Genomic DNA, 17,475 nt, shown 5'->3' with positions numbered 1-17,475 from the left:
GGTGCCGGTGCCCGCCACCGTGGTGATGACCCCGTCAGGATCTACCCTCCGCACCCGATGGTTTTCGAGGTCGGCGATGTAGAGGTTGCCCGCCCTGTCCACGGCCACATCGAACGGGCCGTTGAGTTCGGCGTTGATGGCGGGCTGGTTGTCGCCGTTGTAGCTGTTGGTGCCGGTGCCCGCCACCGTGGTGATGACCCCGTCAGGATCTACCCTCCGCACCCGATGGTTTTCGAGGTCGGCGATGTAGAGGTTGCCCGCCCCATCCACCGCCGCACCGAACGGGCCGTTGAGTTCGGCGTTGATGGCGGGCTGGTTGTCGCCGTTGTAGCCGTAGGTGTCGGTACCTGCCACTGTGGTAATGGCCCCGATGGCGATGGGTGCTGTGCTCTTGGAAGCCTCCCTGTTCTCGAGTTCCGTATAACGACGGTGTGTTGCACGTGTCTGTGAGGGCACCGCTTCGATACTGAAGTGGATCGGCTGGGTGGTGCCGCCGACGCCGACGGTGCCCCCGGGGATCGCCGGGGCCTGGACGTCGGCGGTGTAGAAGCATGTCGTCGAGGTAGTGATCTCGTTGGCGGTGACGCTGACGGATCCGTTGGGGCCGGTCGTGACGGGCAGCTCGGTGTCGATGCCGGTGTCGGGGCAGCGGTAGCGGACGACGCCATCAGGCGCCAATCCCACGCTCGAGGGGAAATCTAGGGTGATTTTCTGACCGGCGGGGACCGTGGCGTTCGCCGATACCGTGAACTTCAGTTGCGTGCTCACCCCTGCGGTCATCACCACCGGATCCGGGGCATCCTGAACGACGGTGAAGACAGGTTCCTGAACGCGGAAGTGCGTCGGCTCGGTGGTGCCGCCGACGGCGATGGTGCCCTCGGGGACATCCTCGATGAAGACCGGGACCCAGACGTCTACGGAGTAGAAACATCCCGTCGAGGCAGTGATCTCGTTGGCGGTGAAACTCACCGACCCGTCGTCGCCGACCGTGACCGGCAGCTCGGTGTCGATGCCGGTGTCGGGGCAGCGGTAGCGGACGACGCCATCAGGCGCCAATCCCACGCTCGAGGGGAAATCTAGGGTGATTTTCTGACCGGCGGGGACCGTGGCGTTCGCCGATACCGTGAACTTCAGTTGCGTGCTCACCCCTGCGGTCATCACCACCGGATCCGGTGGGTCCTGCACGACGGTGAAGACAGGCTCCACCCTCCGCACTCGATTGTTGCTGCTGTCGGCGATGTAGAGGTTGCCCGCCCCGTCCACCGCCACACCCTCCGGCTCGCGGAGTTCGGCGTCGATGGCGGGCTTGTTGTCGCCGTTGTAGCCCCAGATGCCGGTACCCGCCACCGTGGTGATGACCCCGTCAGGATCCACCCTCCGCACCCGCTAGTTTTTGTTGTCGGCGATGTAGAGGTTGCCCGCCTCGTCCACCGCCACACCGGTCGGCTCGTTGAGTTTGGCGTTGATGGCGAGCTTGTTGTCGCCGTTGTAGCCCCAGTTGCCGGTACCCGCCACCGTGGTGATGACCCCGTCAGGATCCACCCTCCGCACCCAATCGTTGTCGCAGTCGGCGATGTAGAAATTGCCCGCCCCATCCACCGCCACACCCTGCGGGTAGTTGAGGTCGGCGTTGACGGCGAGCTGGTCGTCGCCGTTGTAGCCCTCGGTGCCGGTACCCGCCACCGTGGTGATGCGCCCGGTGGCATGATCCACCCTCCGCACCCGATGGTTGAGGTCGTCGGCGATGTAGAGGTTGCCCGCCCCGTCCATCGCCACGTCAGTCGGGTTGTCGAGGTCGGCGAAGATGGCGAGCTTGTTGTCGCCGTCGTAACCCCAGGCGCCGGTACCTGCCACTGTGGTAACGGCCCCGGTAGCGATAGCTGCTGTGCTCATGGAAGCCTCCCTCTTCTTGAGTTCTCGTACAACGACGGTGTATTGCAAGTGCTGGGAGGGCACCACTGCGTGATGCCCTCCCGCAGGAGATACCCCCAACCCCCCGAATACCCCACAGAGACGAAACCCCCGGCGAAAATCCTGTCGACCTGTGGTGATGTGGTGGCGGTACGGAACTGAAGCAGTACTACCGATCGCCAGAACAGGATCATCAAGTGGATGCGTCGGTGCACTTCGAGGGCTCTCCACCCGACGACCGAGCAATCGCCTCGGCCTGGCCAGCAGAGTCAGCAATCCTGCCGTACGAGCGGCCTGCACATGATGTAAGCGGAACTACCAAACCCTGCCCACAAGACGGCTAGGGACTGCTGCAGGGATAGGTGACAACCGAGTTGGCTTGCCCTTCGGGTGGGCTGGAAGGATGTCGCTGTGCCCAAGCCCTACCCTCGTGAGTTCCGCGACGATGTCGTGCGCGTCGCTCGCAATCGCGATGATGGTGTGACGCTCGAGCAGGTCGCCGCCGATTTCGGGGTCCACCCGGTGACGCTGTCGAAATGGATGCGCCAGGCCGATGTCGACGAGGGCACCAAGCCCGGCACCAGCACCGGTGAGTCGGCCGAGTTGCGGGCCGCGAAACGACGAATCCGGTTGCTGGAGCAGGAGAACGAGGTCCTCAAGAAGGCCGCGGCCTATTTCGCGCAGGCGAACCTGCCGGGAAAATGATCTACCCGCTCGTCCGTGAGCTGGCCGAGGACGGGATCCCCGTCACGGTGACGTGCCGGGTGCTGAAACTGGCACGTCAGCCCTACTATCGGTGGCTGGCCGAACCGGTCACCGACGCCGAGCTCATCGCCGCCTACCGAGCGAACGCCTTGTTCGACGCCCACCGCGACGATCCCGAGTTCGGCTATCGGTTCCTGGCCGACGAGGCCCGCGCCGCTGGTGAACCGATGGCCGACCGCACTGCCTGGCGGATCTGCTCACAGCACGGCTGGTGGAGCGTGTTCGGCAAGAAACGAAGCGGCAAGGGCAGAGTCGGTCCACCTGTTCACGATGATCTGGTCCGCCGAAATTTCGCTGCCGACGGCCCGAATCGGTTGTGGTTGAGCGATATTTCCGAGCATCGGACCAGCGAGGGCAAGCTCTACATTTGCGCGGTCAAGGATGTCTATTCCAACCGGATCGTCGGCTACTCGATCGATTCCCGGATGAAATCGGCGCTCGCGGTCCGCGCGCTCAACAACGCGGTGGCTCGCCGCGGTGACGTGGCCGGCTGCATCCTACATTTCGACCGCGGGTCGCAATTTCGCAGCCGAAAGTTCCTGCGCGCCTTGGCTCGTCACGGCATGGCGGGATCGATGGGCCGTGTCGGCGCGGCCGGTGACAACGCTGCCATGGAGAGCTTCTTCGCGCTGCTACAGAAGAACGTCCTCGATCGTCGATCCTGGTGCAGCCGTGCGGAATTGAGAATCGCGATCGTTACCTGGATCGAGCGAACCTACCACCGCCGCCGACGCCAAACCGCTCTCGGGCGTTTGACGCCGGTCAAATACGAGACAATCATGACCCCAGCGGCCAGTCAGGCCGCGTGACCGAAGCTGTCACCTGATCTTGCAGCAGTCCCCTCCGACTCGTCCAGCAATCGCTGCACCGTCGCAATGTCCACGTCCTTGTTCCTCTCGTTGGTCAGGCTCATTGGCTGATTTCTTCGATCTCGGTGTATTTCGTCCGGGAATTCGTTCTTGCGGTTGTCGGGACAGTGGAGTAACAACGCCGCCGGCGTACGGCGGCGTTGTTGGCTTCACGTCGCGGGCACGGTGTCTGATCAGAGATGTAGCAGGTGTGTCGCGTTGAGGTGTGCGATGCGTTCGAGGTCGGTGCGGTGGAACGGTGCTGTGCGGAGGAAATCGACTGCCTCGGCGGTGGATTCGTAGGGGTAGTCGACGGCGAACAGCAGTCGGTCGGCGCCGATGGCGTGGACGGCTCCGAGGAGTGCGGCGTGGGAGAAGACGCCACTGGTGGTCGCGTAGAGGTTGTGCCGCAGGTAGTGGGAGGGCAGTTGTCGTGGCCTGCTCGTGGGGTCTGCCTGCTGGTAGCGGCTGTCGAGCCGGGCCAGCTGGAAGGGAAGCAGTTCTCCCATGTGTCCCAGCGTCACCGAGGCCCCGGGGAACTCGTCGAACACTCCGCTGTAGATCAGGCGGAGTGCGTGGGCGCCGACCTGCGCTGTCCATCCCCAGGACGGCCCGCTCAGCACGGGATGTCCCTGGAACACCCGCCACTGATCGGCGGGTAGGAGCGCGGGATGAAGGTAGAGCGTCACGCCGAGCCGTTCCAGTTCGGCCCACACCGGCCGGAACTGTGGCTCGTCGAGGTAGTGGCCCTGGACGTGGTCGTTGTGCAGGACTCCCTTGAGGCCGAGTTGCTCCACCGCCCGGCGCAGTTCGACCACGGCGGCCTTCGGGTCCTGCAACGGCAGGGCGGCGAAACCGGCGAACCGTGTGGGGTGGGCGGCGACCACTCCGGCCAGGTAGTCGTTGACCCGGCGGGCCGTGGTCACGGCCGCGGCGGGGTCCTTGATGACCTCCACGCCGGGTGAGGTGAGCGACAGGACCTGCATGTCCACCCCGTGTTCGTCCATGTCCGCCAGCCGCAGCTGCGTGATGTCGGCGAGCCGGCGACCCCACTCCTGCCCCCAGCCGGCAGGCATCCGGGCCTCGCCCGGCCACGGGATCAGCTCCGGAACGGAGAACGCCTCTTCGACTGCGATCACCTTGGTGTCATGCCCCGGGCCGCCCGCGGCGAGGGGGGATACGGACGATCCTGTCGTCATCGTCATGCCTTTCCATCGGTTATGAGAATCGGGGTCCGGAGTGGAGATCAACCCGTACCATTAGGTAACCTAATCGTAGGCTACCTAATGGTACAGTGGTCTCCGAAGCTCCAGTGATGTCGATCACCACCCCGACCGGCTAACTATCGGCAGACCGCGCCGAACCGCCCGTCCCACCGTGAAAGCAGAACCCCATGCCCTCCTCCTCGCCCGAATCCGAGCCGCTCATCCGGCTGCTGTGGCGCGCACACCACTGGTTCCGAGCCGCCCTGACCAGTGCGTTCGAAGCCCAGGAAGACGGGGCGACCGTCAGCGCGGCACACGTGACCCTGCTGAGCCAGCTCCCCTCGGAGGGGGCGAGCAGCGCCGAGCTGGCTCGACGTCTGGGCGTCAGCGCACCGACCGCGCACCAGTGGGTCCATGAACTTGTCGCCGCGGGCGTGGTGACCGTGGAGAGCGACCCGCGGTCAGCTCGGTCGAAGCTCGTGCGCCTCACCGAGGCCGGTGCTCGGCGCCGCGCGGAGACGATGCGGATACTGGCCGGACTCGAAGCCGCGCTCGCCGGGCGCGTCGGCGCGGATACCGTCATCGCGCTTCGGGCCGCGCTGGAGGAACCGTGGGGATCTCCGGAATCGGCGGTGGTGGAACTCCCCGGCCTTTCCACCCGGTAACGCTGTCGGCTCCCCGGCACGGTGGCCGGTACCTCTCCGAGCGGCAGGTACGTGTGCCCGGTTTGCCGGGCCGGTCTCAATGCCGACCTGCCGTCGTGCGTAGTCGGCCGATGGCGTCAAGCACGCTCGCACCTTAGGAAGACAGGCTTAACGCAATGGCAGACGCACTCCTGATCGACACCACCACGGGGACCGTTCGCGGATACGCACTCCTTGACGGAGGTCATCTCTTCGCCGGCATCCCCTTCGCCGCACCCCCGGTGGGCGAGCTGCGGTTCCGCCCGCCCCAGCCGCCCCAGCCTTGGCAGGGTGTCCGCCAGGCCGACAGCTTCGCACCGGCTCCCGCGCAGGGCACGTCTGCTCTGATGCCGGAGGCGAGCCAGAAGTCCTCTTTCCCGTCCTTCCCCACAGCGGAGATCCGGGCGACGTCCGAGGACTGCCTGTATCTCAACGTCTGGACGCCGACGACGACGGCTGAGGACGCCATCCGCCCCGTCATCGTGTGGATTTACGGCGGCGGATACGAGGCCGGCTCCGCCGCACCCCCGTACAGCGACGGGGCCGCTCTCGCCCGGCAGACCGGCGCGGTCGTCGTCGCCGCCAACTACCGTTTGGGGGCACTCGGCTTCCTGCACCTGGCCGACCTCGGCAGCCAGTGGGCCGGGTCGACCAATCTCGCCCTGCAGGATCAGATGGCGGCGCTGCGCTGGGTACGGGACAACATCGCCGCCTTCGGCGGTGACCCCGGCAATATCACCGTGGCGGGACAGTCCGCCGGCGCCTTCTCCATCGGAGCCCTGCTGGCCGCACCCGCAGCCGCCGGCCTCTTCCACAAGGCCATCCTGCAGAGCGGCAGTACATCCCGGATCTTCGACCGGGCCACCGCCACCACCATTGCCGAGGAGCTGATCACCGCACTCCGTCTCGACGACCCCGAGGATCTGCTCACCGTCGCCTGTCAGCGGATCCTGGACGTACAGAGCGCTGTCGTCACCGGCGACATCGGGCAGCGTAACCTGCCCGGCGGCCGGTCCTGGGGTGCCGTACTCGACGGCAGCGTGCTGCCCGTCGCCCCGCATCAAGCCGTCGCCGACGGCGCCGCCACCGGGATTCCCTTGCTCGTCGGCGCTACCCGCGACGAAGTCCGTGTCTTCCAGATGATCGGCGGCGACTCCTTCCGCCCCGAGGACGAAACGGCCCTGTACCGCGAAATGCGGCGGGCTGGTATCACGGAGCCGGAGAAGCTCCTCGACGCCTACCGCCGCCGCACCGCCGGCTCCGACGACCTGTCAACCTTGCGCTGTACCTTCCTCACCGACGCCCTCTACCGGATCCCGGCCACGCGTCTGGCCCAGGCCCAGGTAGAGGCGGGCGGCCGCGCCTACCACTACCTCCTCGTCGACGAACCGTGCGGCCCGGCCATGGGCGCCTTCCACGGCGCCGACCTACTCCACGTCTTCGACAAACTGTCCATCGTCGGCGCCGACACCCCCGAACACCTCACCGCCCGCGACACCCTCGTCGGCGCCTGGGCCGCCTTCGCCGCCACCGGCTCCCCAGGCTGGCCGCTGTACGCCCCGGAAGCCGCGGGCAACTCCCGGGCCATCGGCGGCTCCCCGGCGGATGCCGGCCGGATGATCGACGAACCCCCGGCCGACGACGTCAGCGCACTGTGGCCCACCCGGCCTTCCTGACGCACTCGGGATCTTCGACACCGGCCACGCGGCGATCGACTACCGGTACCCGCTCTCGCCGGCCTGGCCAGCGGAGAGGCTGTCCCGCTGAGCGTCGCCGAACTTCTCGGTGCCCAGCACGCCGAGCAACTGCAGCTTCTCGAACGCCTCCGTGCGCGGCGGCGCGGTGAGCACCAGCAACATTTGCGACTGGTCCTCGGTGAACAACGCCTGGCAGTCCACCTCGATCTCGCCGAGCTGCGGGTGCACGAGCACCTTGTGGTCCACGAACCGCTTCGCGACCTCGTGCCGCTCCCACAGCTCCGCGAACTCGGCGCTCTCCCGGCACAGCACGCGCACCAGCTCACCGGCACGTGAACGCGGACCCAACGGCCCGTACGCGGCGCGCAGGTTCGCCACCTGCGCCCGGCTATGCCGGTCGTGGTCGCGCTCCGGGTAGATCAGGCGCCCGTCGGGGTGGAGGAACCAGCGGTAGATCCAGCTGCGGGCCGGCCCGGTGTACCGGGAAGTGTCGCCGTACAAGGCCTCGGCGAGCCGGTTCTGCACGAGCACCTCGCCGAGGCTGGACAGGACCAGCGCGGGTGTGTCCGACAGCCGGTCCAGTACCCGTTGCAACCCGGGTGCGACGTGCGTGGCGGTCACCTGCGGCGACGGGGCGTTCCGGCCGGCCACCCGGAACAGGTAGTCCCGCTCGTCGTCGGTCAGCCGCAGCGCGCGTGCCAGCGCGGCCAGCATCTGCTCGCTCGGCTGCGGACCTCGCTGCTGCTCCAGCCGCGTGTAGTAGTCCGTGGACATCGCCGCCAGCGCCGCGACCTCCTCCCGCCGCAGCCCCGGCGCCCGCCTGCGCGCGCCCGCCGGCAACCCGAGGTCTTCCGGACGCAGGTCCTCCCGGCGACGGCGTAGGAAGGCCGCAAGCTCCGCACGATCCATAGTCCCAGTATCCGGCTCCTGCTCACGCGAGCCAGGGATCGCCGATCCCCCGATAAGTGATCTCTGCCGCGCGTCGAGGCTTCAGCGCGAAAGTCGTGGCATGGACATCACCGGAAACACCGTCTTCATCCCCGGCGCCACCAGCGGCATCGGCCTGGCGCTCGCCCTCGCCCTGCGGGAGCGCGGCAACACCGTGATCGTCGGCGGCCGGCGCACCGAACTGCTCGACAAGATCGCTCTCGAACACCCCGGCGTCGACACCGTCCGCATCGACACCGCCGCCCCGGAGAGCATCCGGTCCGCGGCCAAGGACATGCTCGCCCGCCACCCCGAGCTCAACGTGCTGATCACCATGGCCGGGATAATGAACGCGGAGGACTGGCACCGGCCCGACACGTTCCTCGACTCGGCCGAGCGCATCGTGACCACCAACCTCCTCGGCCCGATCCGCCTGATCGCCGCCTTCGTCGAGCACCTGCAGGCCCGGCCCGGCGCCACCATCATGACCGTCTCCTCCGGACTCGCGTTCGCTCCGCTGAAGATGACGCCGAGCTACAACGCGTCCAAAGCCGCCATCCACATGCTCAGCGAGTCACTGCGGCTCCAGCTCGCCGACACATCGGTACGGGTGGTCGAACTCGAACCCCCGTTGGTTCAGACGGATCTGATGCCGGGGCAGGCAGACAGTCCGCACGCTGTACCGCTCGATGCCTACATCGCGGAGGTCATGAGCATCATCGAAGCTCAGCCCGATGCGAAGGAGATTCAGGTGGAGCGGGTCAAGTTTCTGCGGTATGCGGAGGTTCGTGGTGACTATGAGCAGGTTGTCGAGGTGCTCAACGCCATGGACCCGCACGGGAACTGACCGGCGCGTGAGCACCGGCTTCAAACGTGTCTGAAGCGTCTTACAGATGGAGACTGATATGACAGCGGCGACGGCGGCCGATCTGGTGGTACGAGCCGGCACCGTGCACACGATGGACCCTGCGGCTCCGCGCGCGACCGGGTTGGCGGTGCGGCAGGGCAAGATCGTCGCACTGGCCGGGCGGCGGAGTGGACGGGACGTGTTGGACGCCTTCGTAGGCCCGGACACCACAGTGCTCGAGGACCCCGATTTCGTCGTGCTCCCGGCGTTCGTCGACACCCACAACCACCTGATGCTCGCGGGCCGCAACATCCTCGGAGTCCCGGTTTCCCAGGCCCGGGACATCGCGGCCTTCATCGAGCTGATCCGTGAGCGGGCCGCGCGGACCCCTACGGGGCAGTGGATTGTCACCGGCGCGGACTGGCACGAGCTGCGGCTGGCCGAGCGCCGGATGCCCACCGCGGAGGAACTGGACCGCGCCACCGTCGTTCATCCCGTCCTCGCCATGCGCGGCGGGCACAACGCGGTACTCAACTCCGCCGGGCTGCGCCTGGCAGGCATCGGCCCCGACACTCCCGATCTGCCGGGCGGCTTCATCGCCCGCGACGCCGCGGGCCGTCCGACCGGCTGGGTGCAGGACACTGCGCTTGAGCTGGCCCAAAAGGTGCTGCCCCCGCTGCCCGCCGAACTGCTCACGGAGGGCTTGGCCCAGGCTTCGGCCGCGTATGCGGCGCACGGCCTGGGCACGGTGCGGGACCCGGCCGTCACCCCGCAGGAGTGGCACACACTGGTACAGGCCCAGGCGGCCGGGCGGCTGTCGGTCCGCAGCCACGCGATGATCTTCTCAACGCCCGCTGCGATCAAGGCCGCTGGATCCATGGACGCGTACATCGATGGGCTGGAGGCCCAGGGCATCCGGCCCGGCGCCGGAGCGGGCCGACTGCGTTTGTGGGGCCTGAAGCTGGTGCTCGACGGCGGCGTCGAGGCGGCTGCGCTGGAGCAGCCGTACGCCGACCGGCCCGGTTTCCGGGGCGAGTTGATGTGGGACAGCGAAGAACTCGCGCAAGCCCTGGCCACCGCCGTGCGCCGGGGCTGGCCGACCGGCACGCATGCGTTCGGCGACCGCGCCGTGGCGCTGATGCTCGACGTCGCGCGCACCGTGGGCAAGCAGACCGGCCCGCTGCCCCCGGGCATGCTGGTGATCGAACACGGCGGGCTGATGGGTGACCGGATCGCCGACGCGGCCGAGCTGGGCGTGCACATCACCGTTCAGCAGGCGCTGCTGGACGGGCTCGGGGAGGCACTGGTCGCCTCCTGGGGAGCAGACCGGACGGCCGATCTGTTCCCGCTGAGGAAGCTGGTGGACGCCGGCGCGTGGATCAGCGCGGGTACCGATCATCCGATCGGGCCACTGGATCCGTTGCGGGGCGTGTATGGCATGGTCACCCGACGGACGTCGGCAGGGGTTCTCGGAGCGGGCCACGCGATCAGCCGTGAAGAGGCGTTCCGCCTGTACACCAGCGCTGGAGCACAACTGCTCGGCGACGGAGCCACCGGGACCCTCGTACCCGGCGCTCCAGCCGACCTGGTTGTTTACCCGGCGGACCCGCTCACCTGCGAGCCGGACCAACTGCTGAGCCTCTCGCCAATCTTCACGGCCGTCAGCGGCCAGCTGGTGCATCGGAGCGCGTGAGACTGTGGCTGCAGCAAGGTCAGACCCAGGACAACCCGATCCGGCGTGGCCCTTTACAGCCGATCCTCAGACGCATCGGTGAAGCCGAACGCTTGACCCATGTACGAGAGCTTGGCGAGTCAGAGTCAGGCGGAGTTCCCGCAGAAGCAGCGGTGGCGCCGAGATCGTCACGGCCATGCTGGTGAGCTGGTCATCAGCCCGTTCGCCGAACGCCGAGAAGTCGACCAAGTCAGTCCAGTAGCGGCGGCGGTCCCGGAGCACCGTGCTGCTGCTCGGCGCTCAATCGCAGCTCTACGGTCGGAGGGTCGGCCCACCGGCCGCTGCGCGGATCCGGGATGATGAGCATCGGCAATACCTCGGTCGCGGTCTGTCATGCCACGGAGAGCGCTGGGACATAGCCATCGTCGCCCTCGTTCCCGCCCTGCTCTGGGCCGCGGTGATCGTGCCCGGCTTCTGGAGACACCCCTCGCGGTCCGTCCGGCAGCATCCCGGCCAACAAGCCCCGTCGTGACGGAGGCATCCACGCATCCCAGCGGCTGCCTGCAAACCGACGACGGGACTGTTGCCGCCAGCGGCGGGTGTCGGCAACGTTAATTGCCGACGGTGGACGTGGTTGAGCGTCAAGAGCCCAGGGAGTCAGACGAACGCGCCGTTCATTGATGCTCGCGCTCGAAGCGATCCAGCCACTGCTCGATGACCGCGATGGCGACAGCGTCGTCCTGCCGCATGATCCTGCCAAGCTCCAGTCCGCGCAGAAGTGCCAGCAGCGACTCGAACTCGGTTCGAGCGGTCTCGCGATCGTCGATCCGGGCCGCGCGGTCGAACACCTCGCGAAGGGCGCGTCCAGAGACGCCGCTCGGCGGGCAGCAAGGCATCGCGCAGCTCGTCATCGGTCCGGGATGCGGTCCCACCGCTTGACCGCCGGCCATCTGCAGCTCTACAGTACCGACTGACTAGTCAGTCGGTAGTCGTTGAGTCGCGAAGAGCGAGGTGCGTGAGATGTACGAGACGATCAAGACAGATCTGGTTGATGGCCTGTTGACGATCACGTTGAACCGGCCCGAGTCGCTGAACACGATCGTTCCGCCGATGCCGCAGGAGTTCGAGGACGCCATGACGAAGGCTGCTCGCGACTCGACGGTGAAGGTCATTGTCGTACGGGGTGCGGGCCGCGCCTTCTGCGCCGGCTATGACTTCGGTGGCGGTTTCCACCACTGGGATGAGGCAGTCACGACCGACCAGCAGTGGGATCCTGGCAAGGACTTTTCCTCGGCGACCGCCTCGGCAACCAGTCCGCATCAGCAGTTCTTCTCGATGTGGCGCTGCCCGAAGCCGGTGATCGCACAGGTTCATGGCTGGTGCGTCGGCGGTGGCAGTGACAATGCGCTCTCGGCGGACCTGGTCATCGCCAGTGAGGACGCTGTGATCGGTACACCGTACTCGCGCATGTGGGGCGCGTACCTGACCGGTATGTGGATCTACCGGCTCGGGCTGACCCGGGCAAAGTGGCATGCGCTGACCGGCACTCCGCTGACCGGTCGTGAGGCCGCCGACATCGAACTGATCAACCAAGCGGTGCCCTTCGATGAGCTTGAAGACACGGTCGCTGACGTCGCCGCCAAGCTCATGGCCATCCCCGCTTCCCAGCTGGCAGCCCAGAAGATGATAGTCAACCACGCCTACGAGCAGATGGGGCTTTCCGCCGTTCAGACGCTCGGCCCCATCCTTGACGGGCTCATGCGCAACACCCCCGACGCCAAGAGCTGGATCGAAACCGCTCGCGAGGACGGCGTCCGAACGGCGATCACCCAGCGGGACGGACCCTTCGGGGACTACAGCCAGGCGCCCCGTGACCGACGTCCGAATCCCGACCATGTCATCGAGGCCTGAGCGCGACACCCGGCGGCGCATCCTCCACGAAGCCGAGGACGCGTTCGCCGAGCGCGGATTCGCCGGCGCCAGTCTCTCCGGGGTCGCCCGCACGGTCGGGATCGGCAACCCCGGGCTGCTGCACCACTTCCCGTCCAAAAGCGCGCTCTACCGTGCCGTGCTCGTCGACATCGGCGAGGACATCGACCGTCGCAACGCGGCCGCCCTGGCTGCTGGCAATGACCCTGCCGCGCAGTTGCGGGGCCTGGTCGACGTCCTGATCGAGATGTATCGGGCGCGGCCTACCGCGTTGATGATCGTCGCTCAAGAATTCCTCGACCGAACCGGTCGCGTCACCGGGGCGGGCACGCTTCCCCTCCGTGGCGTGGTGCGAGCGACAAGATCGGTCATCGAAGCGGGACAAGCTCTCGGTCAGGTGCGACAAGGAGACGCCCTGATTCTTACCTCCCTGATCCACGGAGCGTTGCTCAACGGCCTGCTCGGCCGCGACGTGTACTCCCGGATGACCGACGAGCCGCATCGAGAACACTGGGAGGAAGATCTTGCCCAGGCTGTATCGGACACCATTTTGATCAAGCCGTCGCCGTTGGGTTGACTTCGCCACGTTCTTTCGGGCCGAGCGAAGCCTTCTTGCCGGCCTCGATGTCCTAGACCGCCGATTCGACCACCTCCGCGACGAACTTGTCGCGGCTCGCGGACTCCCGCCCCGCCTCGAGAGACTGGCTCTCGCCGGAATTGAGGTCGCCGCCCCAAATATCGCCGATCAGCGGCACCCACTCCCACCAGCTGCTGGTGTCCGCGTTCGCGACCGTTTCGAGCGCGTTCTGCCGTTTGGCCGTAAGGGTGAAATCTGGGTTCTGGCCCATTTTCCGTTTGCGCCGTGAGGCGCTGTGATTCGAGTGGAGGTGAGAGACCCCCGCCTCCGGTCTGTCGTAGCAGGTCGGTGGAGCCGAGGGCAGCCGTGCGACGTGATGTCGCACGCGGTGAGTGGTTACGTTCGAGTGGAGGTCTGTTTGAGGATGTGACCCGGTCCAGTGTCTTGTGGGCCGTCCCCGCCTTGGCGTGCGTCGTGGGTGACCACGGGGTGCGAAGCCCAGGGTGAAAGCCGAAGCGTCCCTGTTCCACCCGGGGACGACGGGCGAGGGGAAGACCGGACGGGTGAACGCGAGTGAATCTTCGTATGCCTCGTTATCAGCAGCTCCGCAGGTGGGAGGTTTCAGTGGGGCACAGGCTGGCCGTTGAGAAGCGGCAGGCGCCGACCAGAGAGGCTGTGCTGGTCGGGAGGACACCGCCGCCCCGGGGTAAAGAAGGCACCCAACCCGGTCGTATCTCATGCGTGTGGAACACGGAAACCCCGACAGAGTCCGATTCGTCTACCGGCGGATCGGTAGGCCGACTGTGAGGAGAGCGGAATTCTCTGGCGGGAACAGGATGTCCAAGAAGCCAATGCCGGTGGGCGAAAGCCGACAGGAAACCAGCACGCCGTGGCGACTCCTCCATGTCGCCGTTGCTGGATAACTGGCCGGATACCGGGCCATGGTGCCTGGGCTCCGAAAGGGGCGCTGACGTGGACAGGTGAGCTGGTGAAGCAAAGCGGTCTGAACCGCCGGAACCGAAGGGCAAGTTGGACACCTGATGGTGAACGGACCTGCGGGCGCGAGTCTTTCGTGGGATGCTGTCGATTGGCGGCGACACGAGGACAACGTGGGGCGGCTGCGGCAGCGGATCTTCGCGGCAACACGGGACAGGAACTTGGCTGCGGTCAGGAACCTGCAGAAGTTGATGGTGCGGAGCTGGAGCAACACGCTGATCAGCGTGCGGCAGGCGACGCAGCGTAATGCTGGCCGCAAGACGGCCGGGATCGATGGCGAGGTCGCGTTGACTTCTCAGGCCAGGATGGAGCTGGCGATGCAGGTGCATCGTGACGCTTCGTCGTGGCGGCCCCGGCCGGTCAAGCGGGTGTATATACCCAAGGCGGGTAATCGTGCAAAGCTACGGCCGCTTGGGATTCCGGTGATCGCGGACCGATGTCATCAGGGCAGGGTCCGCGCCGCGCTGGAGCCCGAGTGGGAGGCCCGGTTCGAGCCCAAGTCGTATGGGTTTCGGCCGGGTCGTAGCTGCCATGACGCGATCCAGGCGATCTACACCGTCTGCCGAGGCTCTCGGGCGAAGCGGGTGTGGGCACTGGACGCCGATCTGGCTGCGGCGTTCGACAGGATCGATCATTCTCGGCTGCTCGAATCGCTTGGGTCGTTCCCCGCCAGGGACATGGTCCGGGATTGGTTGAGAGCGGGAGTATTCGAGGCGGGCAAGGGATTTGCGCCGACCGAGGAGGGAACGCCCCAAGGCGGCGTGATCAGTCCGCTGTTATTGAATATCGCATTGCACGGGCTGGAAGAAGCTGCGGGAGTTCGTTACGTGAAGTCCGGTGATCGCGCCGAACAAACGAAGACGGATTCACCGGTGGTGATCAGATATGCCGACGATCTTGTCGCGCTGTGTCACACCCAGCGGCAGGCCGAACAGGTCAAGGCGAAGCTGGCCGAGTGGCTGGCACCCAGAGGTCTGGTCTTCAACAACGACAAGACCCGGATTGTTCATGTCGGTGAGTCCGGGTTCGACTTTCTGGGTTTCAATGTCCGCCGCTACAACGGCAAGTTGCTGATCAAACCATCCAAGGCAGCGATCCGGCGAATACGGGAACGGCTGCGAACGGAGATGCACGCATTACGCGGGTCCAACGCGCGAGCGGTCATCGCCGCGCTCAATCCCATCGTCAAGGGATGGGCTGCCTACTACCGGGGCGTGGTGTCGAAGAGGACGTTCAGCGTCTTGGACGACTACATGTGGTCTCTCACCTACAAGTGGGCGATCTTCAGCCACCCCAACAAGTCGAAATGGTGGATTTCTTCCCGCTACTTCGGCAAATTCAACAAGTTCAGGAACAACCGTTGGGTATTCGGCGACGTCGCCAGCGGCGCTCACCTTGCGCGGTTCGCCTGGACGGACATCGTCCGACACACCCTGGTCAAAGGCCGGGCGTCTCCCGATGACCCGGCGCTGATCGAATACTGGGCCGAGCGGCGACGCAAGGTCAAACCCTCGGTGGATCGCTACACGCTGCGCCTGCTCACCAGGCAGGACGGTCTATGCGTTCTCTGCGGGAACGAATTGCTGAGCCCCGATCAGCCGCCGGAATCGCCCCAGGAATGGGAACGATGGTGGCTGTTGATCATCCGGAAGGCAATAACTGCGGACTACCTTGTCCACCACGGAAGACCTGACCCAGCGGACGGTGACCAAACCCGCCTGGTCCATCGCTCCTGCCGAAACGGGCTGCACGCCCGCCGACGCAGTGGCGCAACACTTCAACCCGTGCTGTCTTTGCAGCTTGCTTGAGCTGCTTGCGGTGAAAGCCGCCCGAGCAGTTCTGAGGGGAGGGCGGCGCAGCAATGCGCTGCCCTTACCCGACTGATCCGGGAGACGCCGGGGAGGATGGGAGCAGCCCCGACAACGCCGGGAGGTGTCAGCACTGCCGAATGGTGCCGGTCCGGCAAGCGTGGGACAAAGGTGGACGCAAGGAACCAGATAATCCGCTCTCCGGATAAGCGGGGGAACCTCAACTAGCGGTGCTCTCCCGCACGGACACCTGGGCTGTCCGCAGTTGGTGTCCGCCGGGTTGTGAGAGTTAGGAAACCGATTGTAGGTGCCGGTTCGTCTTCTCGAATTCCGATGGTGTGAGCCAGCCGAGGCCCGAGTGGCGTCGTTGGCGGTTGTGAAAGATCTCGATGTAGTCGAAGATCGCGTTGGCCAGTTCGGTGCGGGTCTTCCACTTCTTTCGGTCGAGGAGTTCGATTTGCATTCTGCTCCAAAAGGATTCGATCAACGCGTTGTCGTAGCCGTCGCCGATGGTGCCCATCGAACCGACCAAGCCGGCCTCGGTGATGCGGCGGCTGAACGCCCAGGACGTGAACTGGGTGCCGTGGTCGCTGTGGACTACCGTCTGCTTTGGTGACCGCGCAGCGATGGCCATGTCGAGGGCGCTGAGCACCAGCGAGGCGGTCTGTCGTGAGTCGATGGCCCAGCCGACGATGCGGCGGGAGTAGGCGTCGATCACTGCGCAGCAGTAAACCTTTCCCTCCCGGGTGGGGTGTTCGGTGATATCGGTGCACCACAGCTGGTTTTCCCGCGCTGCGGTGAAGTTCCGTTTGACCAGGTCCTCCTGTGTGACCATGTCGGCTTTATTGATGTAGCGCTTCCGGATGCCTGAAAGACCTTGGACACCAATCTGTTTCATGATCGAGTGGATTTGTCCGGAGCCGACCTCGATGCCCATCCCGATGCCCATCTCGGCATGGATTCGGCGCACACCGTAGCAGCCGCGTGAGGCCGCGTGGATGGCTCTGATCGCTTCGGCGAGCATCTCGTGGCGAAGCCGACGCTGGCTCGGCGGTCGGTTGCGGTGGTGGCGGTAGCCGCGTTCGGAGACACCGAGGACGCGGCAGGCGGTGCGGATGCTGATTCCTTGCCCGGTCAAGGACGAGACAACCGGGAAGCGCCTTTTGGGGTGATCATGGTGTCATCGAGGATCTTGGCTGCCAACCGAGTTGCTCGCAGCTCCTCTTCCAGCTGCTTGATCCTGCTCAACGCATCCCGTAGTTGAGCCGATTCGACAGTCGATGTGCCGGGTGTCTCACCGCGGTCGACCAGGGCTTGCTGCTTCCAGCGGTACAGGGTGCCTTCGGTGACTCCCAGATCGCGGGCGACATCGGCAACCCGACGACCTTCATCGATGATCAGAGCGACGGCTCGCTCGCGGAACTGCGGTGAGTACATCATCGGCACGGGCGGAGATCCTTCCATCCAACTGGTGGGGATCTCACAACCCAGCGGACAGAACATCAGGACAGCCCACTTCTTTTGGTGACTTCCCTTCGCCGATCTTCTTGTCGTAGTACCTGCGCCCGACGCTGGTCCTCATCCGGATCTGGATCATCGCAATGGTGTGC

The 17,475-nt window shown here is 66.0% G+C and carries 13 protein-coding genes and 2 pseudogenes; 9 read left to right on the top strand and 6 right to left on the bottom strand.

The window, feature by feature from the left end:
- Positions 1 to 1,374: pseudogene (locus tag AB0H00_RS31315) on the bottom strand (hypothetical protein); the annotation flags it as partial.
- Positions 1,375 to 1,386: 12 nt separating this feature from the next.
- Positions 1,387 to 1,893 (bottom strand): hypothetical protein, encoded by a 507-nt coding sequence (locus AB0H00_RS31310; protein ID WP_357273423.1) that lies wholly within the window; start codon positions 1,891 to 1,893, stop codon positions 1,387 to 1,389.
- Between the two features lie 429 nt (positions 1,894 to 2,322).
- Here AB0H00_RS31310 and AB0H00_RS31305 point away from each other — a divergent pair.
- Positions 2,323 to 3,485 (top strand): IS3 family transposase gene (locus AB0H00_RS31305; RefSeq protein WP_357273421.1). Its coding sequence is split into 2 segments (ribosomal slippage): positions 2,323 to 2,607 and positions 2,610 to 3,485, totalling 1,161 coding nucleotides; the frame shifts between segments, so codons are not numbered across the junction.
- A 233-nt stretch (positions 3,486 to 3,718) separates the two neighbouring features.
- Here AB0H00_RS31305 and AB0H00_RS31300 read toward each other — a convergent pair.
- Positions 3,719 to 4,723: an amidohydrolase family protein gene (locus AB0H00_RS31300; protein WP_357273419.1), complete on the bottom strand. Its 1,005-nt coding sequence runs from the start codon at positions 4,721 to 4,723 to the stop codon at positions 3,719 to 3,721.
- Positions 4,724 to 4,917: 194 nt separating this feature from the next.
- Here AB0H00_RS31300 and AB0H00_RS31295 point away from each other — a divergent pair, with 194 nt between their 5' ends.
- Together AB0H00_RS31295 and AB0H00_RS31290 are read left to right on the top strand one after the other, a co-directional pair.
- On the top strand, positions 4,918 to 5,394 hold the full coding sequence (locus AB0H00_RS31295; protein ID WP_357273417.1) for a MarR family transcriptional regulator: 477 nt from the start codon (positions 4,918 to 4,920) through the stop codon (positions 5,392 to 5,394).
- Between the two features lie 155 nt (positions 5,395 to 5,549).
- Complete coding sequence (locus tag AB0H00_RS31290; RefSeq protein WP_357273415.1) at positions 5,550 to 7,088, top strand: carboxylesterase family protein; 1,539 nt, start codon at positions 5,550 to 5,552, stop codon at positions 7,086 to 7,088.
- Positions 7,089 to 7,127: 39 nt separating this feature from the next.
- On the opposite strand, the gene AB0H00_RS31285 is transcribed toward AB0H00_RS31290, so the two are convergent.
- Positions 7,128 to 8,018 (bottom strand): helix-turn-helix transcriptional regulator, encoded by an 891-nt coding sequence (locus tag AB0H00_RS31285; protein ID WP_357273413.1) that lies wholly within the window; start codon positions 8,016 to 8,018, stop codon positions 7,128 to 7,130.
- Positions 8,019 to 8,118: 100 nt separating this feature from the next.
- Between AB0H00_RS31285 and AB0H00_RS31280 the strand changes: the two genes are divergently transcribed.
- From AB0H00_RS31280 to AB0H00_RS31260, 5 genes are all read left to right on the top strand, one after another.
- Positions 8,119 to 8,883 (top strand): SDR family NAD(P)-dependent oxidoreductase, encoded by a 765-nt coding sequence (locus AB0H00_RS31280; RefSeq protein ID WP_357273410.1) that lies wholly within the window; start codon positions 8,119 to 8,121, stop codon positions 8,881 to 8,883.
- Positions 8,884 to 8,941: 58 nt separating this feature from the next.
- Positions 8,942 to 10,576, top strand: a complete 1,635-nt coding sequence (locus tag AB0H00_RS31275; RefSeq protein ID WP_357273408.1) for an amidohydrolase — start codon at positions 8,942 to 8,944, stop codon at positions 10,574 to 10,576.
- A 659-nt stretch (positions 10,577 to 11,235) separates the two neighbouring features.
- On the top strand, positions 11,236 to 11,529 hold the full coding sequence (locus AB0H00_RS31270) for a hypothetical protein (protein WP_357273406.1): 294 nt from the start codon (positions 11,236 to 11,238) through the stop codon (positions 11,527 to 11,529).
- Positions 11,530 to 11,575: 46 nt separating this feature from the next.
- A complete protein-coding gene (locus AB0H00_RS31265) occupies positions 11,576 to 12,466 on the top strand; it encodes a crotonase/enoyl-CoA hydratase family protein (protein WP_357273403.1) in 891 nt (296 codons plus the stop codon).
- Positions 12,450 to 13,061, top strand: a complete 612-nt coding sequence (locus tag AB0H00_RS31260; protein WP_357273401.1) for a TetR/AcrR family transcriptional regulator — start codon at positions 12,450 to 12,452, stop codon at positions 13,059 to 13,061. The genes AB0H00_RS31265 and AB0H00_RS31260 overlap by 17 nt, the downstream gene beginning before the upstream one ends.
- A gap of 52 nt (positions 13,062 to 13,113) precedes the next feature.
- Here the strand turns inward: AB0H00_RS31260 and AB0H00_RS31255 are convergent, their stop codons facing one another.
- On the bottom strand, positions 13,114 to 13,332 hold the full coding sequence (locus AB0H00_RS31255) for a hypothetical protein (RefSeq protein WP_357273399.1): 219 nt from the start codon (positions 13,330 to 13,332) through the stop codon (positions 13,114 to 13,116).
- A 769-nt stretch (positions 13,333 to 14,101) separates the two neighbouring features.
- Here AB0H00_RS31255 and ltrA point away from each other — a divergent pair.
- On the top strand, positions 14,102 to 15,865 hold the full coding sequence (ltrA, locus tag AB0H00_RS31250) for a group II intron reverse transcriptase/maturase (protein WP_357273396.1): 1,764 nt from the start codon (positions 14,102 to 14,104) through the stop codon (positions 15,863 to 15,865).
- Between the two features lie 289 nt (positions 15,866 to 16,154).
- On the opposite strand, the pseudogene AB0H00_RS31245 reads toward ltrA, so the two are convergent.
- Positions 16,155 to 17,311 (bottom strand): annotated as a pseudogene (locus AB0H00_RS31245) (IS3 family transposase).
- Positions 17,312 to 17,475 lie beyond the last annotated feature (164 nt).

Origin of the sequence: Nocardia sp. NPDC023852, from assembly GCF_040639505.1 — a bacterium.
Taxonomy (GTDB): domain Bacteria; phylum Actinomycetota; class Actinomycetes; order Mycobacteriales; family Mycobacteriaceae; genus Nocardia.
This window is presented reverse-complemented; position numbering and strand designations above follow the sequence as displayed.

Excerpts from the sequence above, each read along its gene's own strand:
- AB0H00_RS31310 (WP_357273423.1), bottom strand. The coding sequence starts at position 1,893 with ATGAGCACAGCAGCTATCGCTACCGGGGCCGTTACCACAGTGGCAGGT.
- AB0H00_RS31300 (WP_357273419.1), bottom strand. The coding sequence starts at position 4,723 with ATGACGACAGGATCGTCCGTATCCCCCCTCGCCGCGGGCGGCCCGGGG.
- AB0H00_RS31295 (WP_357273417.1), top strand. The coding sequence starts at position 4,918 with ATGCCCTCCTCCTCGCCCGAATCCGAGCCGCTCATCCGGCTGCTGTGG.
- AB0H00_RS31290 (WP_357273415.1), top strand. The coding sequence starts at position 5,550 with ATGGCAGACGCACTCCTGATCGACACCACCACGGGGACCGTTCGCGGA.
- AB0H00_RS31285 (WP_357273413.1), bottom strand. The coding sequence starts at position 8,018 with ATGGATCGTGCGGAGCTTGCGGCCTTCCTACGCCGTCGCCGGGAGGAC.
- AB0H00_RS31280 (WP_357273410.1), top strand. The coding sequence starts at position 8,119 with ATGGACATCACCGGAAACACCGTCTTCATCCCCGGCGCCACCAGCGGC.
- AB0H00_RS31275 (WP_357273408.1), top strand. The coding sequence starts at position 8,942 with ATGACAGCGGCGACGGCGGCCGATCTGGTGGTACGAGCCGGCACCGTG.
- AB0H00_RS31270 (WP_357273406.1), top strand. The coding sequence starts at position 11,236 with ATGCTCGCGCTCGAAGCGATCCAGCCACTGCTCGATGACCGCGATGGC.
- AB0H00_RS31265 (WP_357273403.1), top strand. The coding sequence starts at position 11,576 with ATGTACGAGACGATCAAGACAGATCTGGTTGATGGCCTGTTGACGATC.
- AB0H00_RS31260 (WP_357273401.1), top strand. The coding sequence starts at position 12,450 with ATGTCATCGAGGCCTGAGCGCGACACCCGGCGGCGCATCCTCCACGAA.
- AB0H00_RS31255 (WP_357273399.1), bottom strand. The coding sequence starts at position 13,332 with ATGGGCCAGAACCCAGATTTCACCCTTACGGCCAAACGGCAGAACGCG.
- ltrA (WP_357273396.1), top strand. The coding sequence starts at position 14,102 with ATGGTGAACGGACCTGCGGGCGCGAGTCTTTCGTGGGATGCTGTCGAT.